Raw genomic sequence first — 11,500 nt, forward strand, 5'->3', positions numbered from 1 at the left:
GCCGCCGCGGTCGCGACCCCACGACCGCGGCGGCCCTGCACCGCCGCGCTACAACGTTCCCGCGCTACAACGTTCCCGTGCTGTAGCGCTGCCGCAGTTCCCGCTTGAGCACCTTCATGCTCGGCCCCACCGGCAGTTCGGCGGCGAGCCGCACCTGGCGTGGGTACTTGTGCTTGCCGAGCCGCTCCTTCGACCACTCGATCAGCGTGTCCGCGTCCAGCGACTCGTCGGCCGGTACGACGACCGCGCAGATCTCCTCGCCGTGCACCGGGTCGGGCACCCCGATGACCGACACCTGGGCCACCTGCGGGTGGCGGGCCAGGACCTCCTCGACCTCGCGCGGGTACACGTTGAAGCCGCCCCGGATCACGATGTCCTTCTTGCGGTCGACGATCGTGACGTACCCGTCGTCGTCCTTGGTGCCCAGGTCGCCCGTGCGGAACCAGCCGTCCACGACGGCCTGCGCGGTCGCCTCCGGGCGGCCCCGGTAGCCGGTGAACACGTTGTGCCCCCGGATCACGATCTCGCCCAGCTCGCCGTTCGGTAGCAGCTCGACGCGCTCTTCCAGCTCCGGTCGGGCGATCTCCACGTCGACGCCCCAGATCGCATGGCCGACCGTGCCGGGCCGCGCCCCGAAGTGCGGCTGGTTCGTCGTCGCGGTCGGCGAGGTCTCCGACAGCCCGTACCCCTCGTAGACCGTCGCGGAGAACGTCTGCGTGACCTTCTCCAGCACGGCCACCGGCAGCGAGGCCCCGCCGGAGATGCACAGCCGCAGCGCCGGCAACGTGTCGCGGCCCGCCGCCGCCTCCAGCAGCCCCACGTACATGGTGGGTACGCCGTGGAAGACGTCGACGCCTTCGGCCAGCATGAGGTCGATCGCGGCGTCCCCGGAGAACCGGGCCAGCAGCACCATCGTGGCGCCCATCCGGAACGTACCGTTCATGCTGACGGTCTGCCCGAACGTGTGGAACAGCGGCAGGCACCCGAGCACCACGTCCGACGTGCGCGCCTCGTGGGCCTCGGCGGTGTTGATGAGCGCGTTCATCACCAGGTTGAGGTGGCTCAGCTCGGCGCCCTTCGGCTCCCCGGTGGTGCCGCTGGTGTAGAACACGACGGCCGTGTCGTCGGGCTTTCTCGTCTCGTACGAGCGCGGCGTCGTGCCGTCGACGTCCTCCAGGCGGCGGGGGAGCGGGCCGCCGTCGGGGCGCGGGCCGACGCTGACGACGTCGATGCCGGCCTCGGCGGCGGCCGCGGCGGCCGTGGCCAGCTGGCTGGAGTGCGCCACGACGAGCCGTGCCCTGCTGTCGCGCAGCACGTAGGCCATCTCGGTGGCGGTCAGCAGCAGGTGCACGGGCACGACGGCCGCCCCGGCGGCCAGGATCCCGTAGTACGCGCGGGGAAAGTCGACGACGTTCGGCGCGACCAGGGCAACCGTGTCGCCGGGTCGTACGCCCAGCTCGCGGAGCTTTCCGGCGTACTCCAAAGATTCTTGCCAGAGTTGGGCGTAGCTGTAGCGGCCCGCGTGGTCAACCACCGCGGTCCGGTCGGGGTATTTTCGGGCTGCCTCCGCGAGGACGGCCGCGAGGGACAGGGTGGTCACGTCGCCTCCTGATGGCGGTTAGAAGTAGACGCGGCTGACCGTTTCCGCGACGCAGCAGGGCTTGTCGCCGCGGTCGGTGGCGACGGTGATCCGCGCGGTGAGCTGGGCGCCGCCGGGCACGGGCTCCACGGAGAGCAGTTCGCCCCCGATGCGGATCGACGAGCCGACGAGCAGCGGCGCGGGGAACCGCACCCGGTTGAGGCCGTAGTTGACGCCCATGGTGGCGCCCTCGACCCGGTACAGGTCCTTGGCGAGCATCGGCAGCAGGGACAGGGTGAGGTACCCGTGGGCGACCGTGCCGCCGAACGGGCCGGCCTTGGCGCGCTCCGGATCGGTGTGGATCCACTGCGCGTCGCCGGTGGCCTCGGCGAACGCGTCGACGCGCGCCTGGTCGATGAGGAACCACGGGGTGGGTCCGAGCGGCTCACCGACGGCGGCGGTCAGGTCGTCGATACTGGTGAAGACCTTCATGCCAGGTGACCGCCGATCTTGGTGTAGCCGCGCAGCAGGTCACGCGAGATGATCAGGCGCTGCATCTCGTCGGTGCCCTCGAAGATGCGCAGTAGGCGGGCCTGGCGGTACATGCGCTCGATCGGCAGCTCGCGGGTGTAGCCCATGCCGCCGTGGATCTGCAGCACCTTGTCGACGACGCGGTTGGCCATGTTCGCGCCGAACAGCTTGGCGTGCGAGGACGCGTGCCGGGCGTCGAGGCCCTGGTCGACCGTCCAGGCCGCGCGCAGGATCAGCCAGCGGGCCGCCTCCAGCTCGGTCTCCGCGTCCGCGATCATCCACTGGATGGCCTGGTACGAGCTGATCTTCGCGCCGAACGTCTCGCGCGTGTTCGCGTAGTCGATGGCCATCTGTAGAGCCCGCTCGGCGTACCCGACGGCGTGCGACGGGATGAGGTAGCGGCCCTTGCCGATCCACTGCATGGCCAGCGTGAACCCCTGGCCGACCTCGCCGAGGATGTTGCGGCTGGGCACCCGCACGTCGGTGAAAACCAGCGACGCGGGAACCGCCTCACCCATCGTGCGGATCGGCTCGGAGCGCCAGCCCATGGCCCGGTCGACCAGGAAGGCCGTGGCGCCGCCGTCGCTGGCCTTGCGCTCGGGGTCGGTGCGTGCGACCACGATGACGAAGTCGGCGTCGTTGCCGTTGGTGATGAACGTCTTCTCGCCGTTGAGGACCCAGTCGTCGCCGTCGCGCTTGGCGGTGAGCTTGATGTTCGCGGCGTCCGACCCGGCCCCCGGCTCGGTGATCGCGAAGCAGGAGATCCGCTCGCCCTCGATGGTGGGGATGAGGAACTCCTGCTTCTGCTCCTCGTTGGCGTGGAACAGGATGTTGTCGGCCTCGCCGCCGAACCGGAACGGCACCCAGGTGCGGCCCAACTCGGTCCAGATGAGCGACTGGAGGACGGCCGGCAGGTCCATGCCGCCGTACTCCTCGGGCGTGTCCAGCCCCCAGAAGCCGAACTTACGGGCGCGCTGCTGCAGTTCGCGCAGCTCCGCCCGGTCGAGGGCCGGCCGGCCGGCCCGCTCCCGGCGCAGGGCCTCCTGCTCCAGGGGCATGACCTCCTTGCGGATGAAGGCCCGGACGGTGTCCCGGACCGCCTTTTCCTCGTCGTTGAGCGCGAAGTCCACAATGGTCCTTTCGGTTAACGTGCGCCACCGTTGACGTACAGGGTCTGGCCGCTGACGTACGAGGCGTCGTCGCTGCCGAGGAAGGCGATCACCGAGGCGATCTCCTCGGGCTGGGCGACGCGGCGCAGCGGGGTGTGCTCGGCGGCGTAGCGCTGGTGGTCCTCGGGGGTGAAGCCGACGCGTTGCGCGGTCGCGGCCGTCATGGCCGTGGCGACGTAGCCGGGGGCCACCGCGTTGACGGTGATGTTGAACGGGCCGAGTTCGATCGCGAGGGTCGCGGTCAGGCCCTGCACGCCGGCCTTGGCGGCCGCGTAGTTGACCTGGCCCCGGTTGCCGAGCGCCGAGCGGGAGCTGAGGTTGACGATCCGGCCGTACTTGGCCGCCACCATGTGTTTCTGCGCCGCCTGGCAGCAGTAGAACATGCTGGTCAGGTTGGTTTCGAGCACCGCGTGCCACTCGGCGGCGGGCATCTTGAACAGCAGGTTGTCGCGGGTGATGCCGGCGTTGTTGACCAGCACGTCGAGCTGGTTGAGGTCGGCCGCGACCCGGTCGACCGTGTCGCTCACCGCGGCCTCGTCGGTGACATCGCAGGCGTACCCGCGGGCGACGCCGCCGGCGGCCTCGATCTCGGCGACGACGGGCTCGACGCGCTCGGCGTCGAGGTCGACCACGGCGACGGACGCGCCCTCGGCCGCCAGTCGGCGGGCGGTGGCCGCGCCGATGCCCTGTGCCGCGCCGGTGACGAGCGCGACCCTGCCTGCGTATCGGTCCATAGGTGTGTTCTCCTCGACGGTGAGTCTCTGCAATAATCTAGCGCTGATAGTTTTATGCTGTCTACGGTTGAGAGGTGGGTGTCGTGGCGAGACCGCGCCGGACGCTGCTGACCCGCGAGCGCATCGTCGCTGCGGCCACCGCGCTGGTCGACGCGGAGGGCCTCGACGCGCTGTCGACCCGGCGCCTGGCCGCCGAGCTGGGCGTGCAGGGCCCGTCGCTGTACCACTACTTCGCCACGAAGGACGACATCCTCGACGCCGTGGCCAACGAGATCGTGGCGACGGTCGACACGAGCATGTTCGGCAGGCTGGACTGGGCGGACGCGCTGCGCGCCTGGGCGCACTCCTACCGGGCGGCGCTCGCCGCGCACCCCAACATCGTCCCGTACCTGGCCCAGGGCCCGGGCCGGCGGCCCGCGTCGCTGGCCATCGCCGACGCCGTCTACGGCGCGCTGGTCAAGGCCGGCTGGCCGCCCGCGCGCGCCACCCACGTCGGGGCGCTCATGCGCTACTACGTGGCCGGCTCCGCGCTGGGCTCGTTCGCCCGCGGCTTCGTCGAGGACCCCGAGCTGTACGCCGCGCACTACCCGCACCTGAGCCAGGCCCACCGGCTGGCCGGCCACCAGCGCAGCGTCGACGACGGCGCGTTCGAGCTGGGGCTGGACGCCCTGCTGGCCGGCCTGACGCAGGTCTTCGAGGGCCTTGGCACAGGCGCGCCCACGGGTTAACTTGCACTGCTAGGCACTGTCGGATCGAGGAGTCACCGATGACCGTCCCGAACCCCGCCCGCGCGGCCGCGCACCTCACCGGTCGCGACCACCTCTACGTCGACGGCGCTTGGGTCGCGCCGGCCGGTACGGGCGTCATCGAGGTGACCGACCCGACGACCGAGGAGGTCATCGGCACCGTCCCGGCGGGCGAGGCCGCCGACGTGGACGCCGCCGTGCGCGCCGCCCGGGCCGCGTTCGGGCCGTGGTCGGCGCTCCCGGCCGCCACCCGCGCCGCGCACCTGGGGCGGCTCCTCGACGCGCTCACCTCGCGGGCGCCGCTGATCGCGACGACCGTGGCCCGGGAACTGGGCACGCCGCTCAAGGTCGCGACCCGCGTGCAAGCCGGCCTGCCGCTCGCCGTGCTGAAGTCCTACGTCTCCCTCGCCGCGACCGCCGAAGCCACCGAGGAGGTCGGCAACTCGCTCGTCGTCCGGGAACCCGTCGGCGTGGTCGGCGCGATCACCCCGTGGAACTACCCGCTGCACCAGGTCGTCGCGAAGGTCGGCGCCGCCCTCGCGGCCGGGTGCACGGTCGTGGTGAAGCCGGCCGAACTGACGCCCCTGACGGCGTACCTGCTGTTCGACGCCGCGCACGAGGCCGGCCTGCCGCCCGGGGTACTCAACCTCGTGACCGGCACCGGCCCGGTCGTCGGCGCCGCGCTCGCCGGGCACCCGGACGTCGACATGGTGTCCTTCACCGGGTCGACCGCCACGGGCGCGCACGTCAGCCGGGCCGCCGCCGACCGGATCGCCCGCGTGGCCCTGGAACTGGGCGGCAAGTCCGCCAACGTCATCCTCGACGACGCCGACCTGGCCCGCGCCGTCAAGGTCGGCGTCGGCAACTGCCTGCTCAACTCGGGCCAGACGTGCACGGCGTGGACCCGCATGCTCGTGCCCCGCGACCGCTACGGGGAGGCGGTCGCGCTGGCCGCGTCGATGGCCGCCGGCTACGCGCTGGGCGACCCGTTCGACGAGGCCACCCGGCTCGGGCCGCTGGTGTCGGCCGGGCAGCGCGAACGCGTGCGCGGCTACCTCGCCAAGGGCGTCGCCGACGGCGCCCGGGTCGTGTGCGGCGGGCTCGACGCCGACGTGCCGGCGAAGGGCTACTTCGTCGCCCCGACCGTGCTCGCCGACGTGCACCCCGACAGCGTCGTCGCCCAGGAGGAGATCTTCGGCCCGGTCCTGGCCGTGCTCGCCTACGACGACGAGGACGAGGCCGTGGCCATCGCCAACAACTCCCGCTACGGGCTCGCGGGCGCCGTCTGGTCCGGCGACCCGGAGCGCGCGCTGCGGGTGGCACGCCGGCTGCGCACCGGCGCGGTCGACATCAACGGCGGCGCGTTCAACCCGCTCGCCCCGTTCGGCGGGTACAAGCAGTCCGGCATCGGGCGCGAACTTGGCGCGCACGGCCTGGCCGAGTTCCAGCAGATCAAGGCGATCCAGCGATGACCCGCGCGGTCGTGGCGCGCGGCAGCGAACTGCGCGTGGAGGATGTCGTCCTGCCCGAGCCCGGGCCCACGGAGGTGCGCGTGCGGATCCGGGCGGCCGGGGTGTGCCACTCCGACCTGTCGATGGTCAACGGGACGCTCGCCCCGGCCTACCCCCTGGTTCTGGGCCACGAGGCGGCGGGTGAGGTGGTCAGCGACGGGCCGCTCGCCGGCGAGCACGTCGTGCTCAACTGGTCGCCGCCGTGCCGCGCCTGCTGGTTCTGCGCGCACGGCGAGCCGTGGCTGTGCGCGACCACAAGCGGCCCGTCCGTGCCGCGCGGGCATACCGCCGACGGTGAGCCACTGCACGTGACACTCGGCGTCGGCGGGCTGGCCGAGCAGGTCGTCGTCCCGGCGCACGCGGTGATCCCGGTGCCCCGCGACGTGCCGTTCCCCGTCGCCGCGCTGCTCGGCTGCGCCGCGCTCACCGGCGTCGGCGCCGTACGCCGCACCGCCGGGGTCGCCGCCGGGGAAACCGTCGTCGTCATCGGGCTCGGCGGCGTCGGCCTCGCCGTGGTGGTGGCCGCTCGCGCCGCGGGCGCCTCCCGCGTCATCGCCGTGGACGTGTCGGACGCCAAGCGGCCGCTCGCCCTCGCCGCCGGGGCCACCGACTACCTCGTCTCCGACGACGGCCTCTCGAGAGCGGTACGCGGCCTGACCGAGGGTCGGGGCGCCGACCACGCGTTCGAGTGCGTGGGCCGGGCGGTCACCATGCGCGCCGCGTGGCGCGCGACCCGCCGAGGGGGAGCGGTCACCGTCGTCGGCATGGGCGGCCGCGACGACCTGCTGAGCCTGTCGGCGCTCGACATCTTCCACTCGGCGCGGACGCTGCGCGCCTCCGTGTACGGCTCCTCGGACCCCGACCGCGACGTACCGCCGCTCGCGGCCGAGATCCGCGACGGCACACTGGACCTGTCCCCACTGATCACCGACCTCATCGGTCTCGACGACGCCCCCGAGGCGTTCGCCCGCATGATGCGCGGCGAGGGCGCCCGCTCGGTGGTCGTCCTGGACTGAGGTTGTCACCCGCGGGCGGCGTTGCGGGCCGCGATGGTGGTGAGGACCGACAGCATCGCCGTCGCGGCTGGCATCCGGAACGGCGGTGCGGTCGTGGCGGCCAACAGGCGGCGGGTCGGCAGGCGCGGCGAGGTGGGCTTCAGGACGACCCCGCGCCGGACCGCCGAGCGCGCCAGGGTGGGCACCAGGGTGACGGCCGCGCCGGCGGCCACCAGCGCCTGTTTGCCGTTCCAGTCCTCGCAGAAGAACCCGATCCGGGGCGGGCCGCCGAGCGCCCCGGCGAGCTGTGGGAGGGGACCCAGGCAGTCCGGGAAGCCGCCCTCGACCCACACCTCGTCGCGCAGGTCGCGCAGGCGTACCCGGGGCTGGTCCGCGAGGCGGTGGGTGGCCGGCAGGCCGACGAGCAGCTCCTCGTCGAGCAACGCAACCAGCTCCACGCCCTCGATGGTCTCGATCGGCCGCGTGGTCTGGGTCGCGTCGTGCTTGGCCGCCACCAGATCGGGGTACAGCTCCCACTCCGTGAGCAGCGCGAGGTCGACCGTACCGTCGCGGACGGCGGCGAGCGCCTCACCCGGCCCGGTCCGCACGAGGCTCAGCGTGAGGCCGGGGTACGCCCGACTCATGCGCCGGATCGCCTCCGGCATGAGCCACGTGTTGGCACTCGGGAACGCCGACATCCGCAGGTGGCCGGTCGCCAGGTCCGTGAACGAGCCCAGCCGCGCCTCCAGCGCGTTGACCCGGGCGAGGATGTCGCGGGCCTGCTCCACGGCCACCTCACCGGCGGTGGTCGGCCGCACCCCGCGCGGCACCCGCCGGAACAGGGACACGCCGACCCGCCGCTCCATGCCGGCGATCTGCCGCGACACCGCCGGCTGGGTCATCGACAGCTTCTCCGCCGCGCCCGTGAACGATCCCTGGTCGGCGACCTCGACCAGGACGCGCAGCGTCCAGATGTCAAGCATGCGTCCAGCGTATGGTCATGCGTCGCGCAGGTCCTCCAGCAGCGAGTACGGGTAGGGCAACCGCTTGCGGCTCGCATCGTCCAGCCGGGTACGGTCGGTGGCGTCCAACTCCCAGCCGATGGCACCCATGGTGTCGGTGAGCTGGGGCAGCGATCGCGCGCCGAGAATGGGCGCGCTGACGCCGGGCCGGCCCAGCAGCCAGTTCAGCGCCACCTGCGCCGGCGTACGCCCGGCCCGTTCCGCGACGGCCACGAGGGTGTCGATCACGTCCCAGGTCCGGTCGTCGTCGTAGTTCTCCCAGGCCTCGGTCCAGTCCGGGGCGCTCCCGGTCGTGTCGCCGACGCGGGTCTGCCCGGCTGCCGGCCGGGTGCCCCTGCGGAACTTGCCGGTCAGCCAACCCCCGCGCAGCGGGCTCCACGGGAGTACGCCCAAGCCCTCGTTGAGGCAGACGGGAATGAGTTCCCACTCGGCCTCACGGTCGAGCAGGTTGTAGAGGGGCGACAGGGAGACGACCGGCTCCCAGCCCATGAGCCGGCAGGTCAACACCGTGCGCTGCAACTGCCAACCGGCGACGTTGCTGATGCCGAGGTAGCGCACCTTCCCGGACGTGACCAGCGAGTCGAGGGTACGCAGGGTCTCCTCGACCGGGGTGCCGTAGTCCCACATGTGCACCTGGTACAGGTCGATGTAGTCCGTGCCGAGCCGCCGCAGGCTCTCGTCCACCGAGCGCACGATGTGGGTGCGGCCCAGGCCCCGGCGGTGGGGGCCCGGGCCAAAGCGCACCTTCGTGGCGAGCACGATCTCTTCGCGCCGCCTCGTCCGCAGCCAACTGCCAATGATCTCCTCCGACCGCCCGGCACCGTAGGAGTCAGCGGTGTCGAGGAGGGTGCCACCCGCTGCGGTGAAGTGGTCGAGCAGGCGGTGGCTCCCGGCCTCGTCGACCTCTCGCCCGAACGTCATCGTGCCCAGGCCGAGCCGGCTGATCCGCAGGCCGGTGTGGCCAAGGCTGGTGTACTCCATGTCGCGTCCCCCGTGTCTCGTCGTCATTGAAATCAGCTACCGCCGTCAGCCTGCGAGGTCTTGGCGGACGTCGCGCATCAGCTGGATGCGCTTGCGGGCCAGCAACGGTGTCAGGCCGAGTACGACGGCGAACACGAACGTCAGCACGCCGGTCGCCTGGAAGAGCAGGTCGTCGGAGATCCGCGCGTCGCTCGCCGCGCCGTAGAGCCGGTCCAGGCCGGTGTACCCGCTGGCGCGCAGTACGACGAACAGCGTGTGGTTGTAGAACCCTTCAAACAGGCCCAACAGGCCCACCCAGAAACCATAGACCAACAGCCAGTACGCCGTCGCGGCCCAGCGCCGCGCGGACGCGCGCCGGTAGATCAGATAAGTGATCAGGAATACGACGCTGAAGACGACCGCGAGCACCGTACGTTCCGTGCTGCGGAAGGCCAACCCGCCGTAGATGTGGTGGACGAACGTCGTCGCGTAGAGCAGGGCGGTCAGCTTGAAGCTCAACGGCCCGTAGCGTTGCGTGAACGTGTGTGCCATGGTCGGGACCTCCAGGTCAGATCTCGTCGTGGATGGTCAGGTCGTGCTGGTGGAGGTTGCGTAGGAACTCGTCCGCCGCGACCACCTGGTCGATGTGCCACACGCCGGCCGGCGGCGGCTGACGCAGGAGCTGCTCGACGACCTGCGCGGTCACCACCCCGGTGGCCCGGCACTCCTGGCGCCCGGTGACCGCCGAGGCGACGCGTCCGCCATCGCTGTCGGTGGCGCAGGCGTGGATGACGAAGCGGTCGCCGCCGACGCGCAGGCGCGCCGAAGCCGAGGCGAGCGCCGCGCTGGCGCCGAGCCGACCCAGGACGCGCAGCACGCCGGCGGAGCGCAGGCCGAACAGCGCCGCGGTGACCGCCGCCGAGTCGAAGCACACCCGGGTGGTCACCGGGATGCCCAGCGTCCGGGTGAGGGTGCGCTGGTCGGAGAACGGGAACGGGTGGACGGTACGCCGCCCGAACCCGGGCAGCGCGACCCGCCGAGGCCCCGCCCCCACCGTTCCCGGGACGTGAGGTTGTCCATCGTCCAGCGGGCCGAGTCCGGCCCGTGATCGCCGGCGAGGCCGAGCAGGATCGAGATGTCCACGGACGCCGCCGACGGCAGGCGCGCCACGCACCAGCGGGCGAGCACATTGGTCAGCCCGGGCGCCAGGCCGACACTGAGGACGGCGGTCGCCCCGGCGCGTTCGGCCACCGTGTCCAGCCGTTCGATGGCGTCGAGTACGGCTGGGGTGGCGCTGATGTCCACGACGTGGATGCCGCGTTCCAGGCAGGCGTGGGCCACCTGCTCGTTGCGGCGTTCCACGCACATGACGACCACGGCGGCGCCGTCGAGCACACTTTCCAGCTCGTCGGGTTGGTCGACATCGACGCGTCGTGGGGTCATCACGTCGGGATGCCGGCGCGCCAGCTCCTGGGCGCGACGCAGGTCGCGACCGGCGACGGTGACCGGGACGCCGCGCTCGGCGAGCGTCGCCGCGACGACCCTGCCGACCGCGCCGTACCCGCCGACGATCACGACCGAGCCCTCGCCCGACCACGGTCGGGCCTCCGACGATCGCGACCGCGTCGTGGGTACCTCGATGGGTTGCATGAAGAGCACCTCCGCTTTGAGCATCAAGCGGCACGGCTCTGAGCACCACTGCGGGTCCGACAGGCTAGGCATTACCGGCGCGCATGCCTCCGGGGGGCGTCGGTGCGGCCGCTATGGAGGCGGTCATCGTCCCCGGCGGCGCTGGCCCCGATCACCGGGTCGCACGGGCGCCGGCCACCAGTGGCGGCATAGCTTGTCCCGCTTCTCGCGGATGAGCAACGCACTGGATTGGTGAATCGGTCCTCAAGGCCAGACCGGCGACGTTGTGACGTCTCCAGGTGGAGGACATTGGAGTCCGTTATGGGCCTGTTTTGCCGGCCATCTTCAGGAAAGGAGTCTCTTCGGGTACCTGCCTGATCGCGGGCACGTACTTGTCGAGCACGCCAGGTTCGAAGCGCACCATGTTGACCGCGTACCAGAACTCCCCGTTGACCTGCCCGCGCAGCTTGTAGCTCCCGTCTGCGCCGAGCACCGCATAGCCACCATCAGTGAGCGCGACCAGCGTCCCCATCCGCTCTCCACTATCGACATCCCACACCCGCACCACTCGATCATCGCCGCCAGTGGCGAGGTGGGTGCCGTCGGGGGAGAACACCACCGACC

At 71.9% G+C, this 11,500-nt stretch carries 13 protein-coding genes; 3 read left to right on the top strand and 10 right to left on the bottom strand.

Annotation, left to right across the window (positions count from 1 at the left end; genetic code table 11):
* Positions 1-64: 64 nt before the first annotated feature.
* Genes ABD191_RS18805 through ABD191_RS18820 form a run of 4 tightly spaced genes read right to left on the bottom strand, consistent with a single transcriptional unit; the run spans position 65 to position 4,013 of the window.
* Positions 65-1,600, bottom strand: a complete 1,536-nt coding sequence (locus tag ABD191_RS18805) for a long-chain-fatty-acid--CoA ligase (protein ID WP_344083426.1) — start codon at positions 1,598-1,600, stop codon at positions 65-67.
* Positions 1,601-1,618: 18 nt separating this feature from the next.
* A complete protein-coding gene (locus tag ABD191_RS18810; RefSeq protein WP_344083429.1) occupies positions 1,619-2,071 on the bottom strand; it encodes a MaoC family dehydratase in 453 nt (150 codons plus the stop codon).
* A complete protein-coding gene (locus ABD191_RS18815) occupies positions 2,068-3,240 on the bottom strand; it encodes an acyl-CoA dehydrogenase family protein (RefSeq protein ID WP_344083432.1) in 1,173 nt (390 codons plus the stop codon). The genes ABD191_RS18810 and ABD191_RS18815 overlap by 4 nt, the downstream gene beginning before the upstream one ends.
* A gap of 14 nt (positions 3,241-3,254) precedes the next feature.
* On the bottom strand, positions 3,255-4,013 hold the full coding sequence (locus tag ABD191_RS18820; protein ID WP_344083435.1) for an SDR family NAD(P)-dependent oxidoreductase: 759 nt from the start codon (positions 4,011-4,013) through the stop codon (positions 3,255-3,257).
* 83 nt (positions 4,014-4,096) lie between these two features.
* Here ABD191_RS18820 and ABD191_RS18825 point away from each other — a divergent pair, with 83 nt between their 5' ends.
* The 3 genes from ABD191_RS18825 to ABD191_RS18835 are packed head-to-tail and all read left to right on the top strand — an operon-like array spanning position 4,097 to position 7,286.
* Positions 4,097-4,741 carry a TetR/AcrR family transcriptional regulator gene (locus ABD191_RS18825; protein WP_344083438.1) on the top strand — a complete coding sequence of 215 codons (645 nt, stop codon included), beginning with the start codon at positions 4,097-4,099 and terminating at the stop codon, positions 4,739-4,741.
* A gap of 38 nt (positions 4,742-4,779) precedes the next feature.
* Complete coding sequence (locus ABD191_RS18830) at positions 4,780-6,231, top strand: aldehyde dehydrogenase family protein (protein WP_344083441.1); 1,452 nt, start codon at positions 4,780-4,782, stop codon at positions 6,229-6,231.
* Complete coding sequence (locus ABD191_RS18835) at positions 6,228-7,286, top strand: zinc-binding dehydrogenase (protein ID WP_344083444.1); 1,059 nt, start codon at positions 6,228-6,230, stop codon at positions 7,284-7,286. Before ABD191_RS18830 ends, ABD191_RS18835 begins: the two co-directional genes overlap by 4 nt.
* 5 nt (positions 7,287-7,291) lie before the next feature.
* On the opposite strand, the gene ABD191_RS18840 is transcribed toward ABD191_RS18835, so the two are convergent.
* The 6 genes from ABD191_RS18840 to ABD191_RS18865 form a co-directional block, all read right to left on the bottom strand.
* Positions 7,292-8,248, bottom strand: a complete 957-nt coding sequence (locus tag ABD191_RS18840; protein WP_344083447.1) for a LysR family transcriptional regulator — start codon at positions 8,246-8,248, stop codon at positions 7,292-7,294.
* A gap of 15 nt (positions 8,249-8,263) precedes the next feature.
* Entirely contained in the window at positions 8,264-9,268 is a 1,005-nt protein-coding gene (locus ABD191_RS18845) for an aldo/keto reductase (RefSeq protein ID WP_344083450.1), read from the bottom strand.
* 45 nt (positions 9,269-9,313) lie between these two features.
* Positions 9,314-9,799 (bottom strand): hypothetical protein, encoded by a 486-nt coding sequence (locus ABD191_RS18850; protein WP_344083453.1) that lies wholly within the window; start codon positions 9,797-9,799, stop codon positions 9,314-9,316.
* 16 nt (positions 9,800-9,815) lie between these two features.
* The gene (locus ABD191_RS18855; protein ID WP_344083456.1) at positions 9,816-10,193 is read right to left on the bottom strand and encodes a hypothetical protein; all 378 of its coding nucleotides are present in this window, start codon (positions 10,191-10,193) and stop codon (positions 9,816-9,818) included.
* A complete protein-coding gene (locus ABD191_RS18860) occupies positions 10,190-10,897 on the bottom strand; it encodes a saccharopine dehydrogenase family protein (RefSeq protein WP_344083459.1) in 708 nt (235 codons plus the stop codon). The genes ABD191_RS18855 and ABD191_RS18860 overlap by 4 nt, the downstream gene beginning before the upstream one ends.
* Positions 10,898-11,195: 298 nt before the next feature.
* Positions 11,196-11,500, bottom strand: a 305-nt coding sequence (locus tag ABD191_RS18865) for a WD40 repeat domain-containing protein (protein WP_425560762.1), incomplete at its 5' end; no start/stop codon positions are given.

Source organism: Luedemannella helvata (assembly GCF_039528415.1).
Taxonomy (GTDB): Bacteria; Actinomycetota; Actinomycetes; order Mycobacteriales; family Micromonosporaceae; genus Luedemannella; species Luedemannella helvata.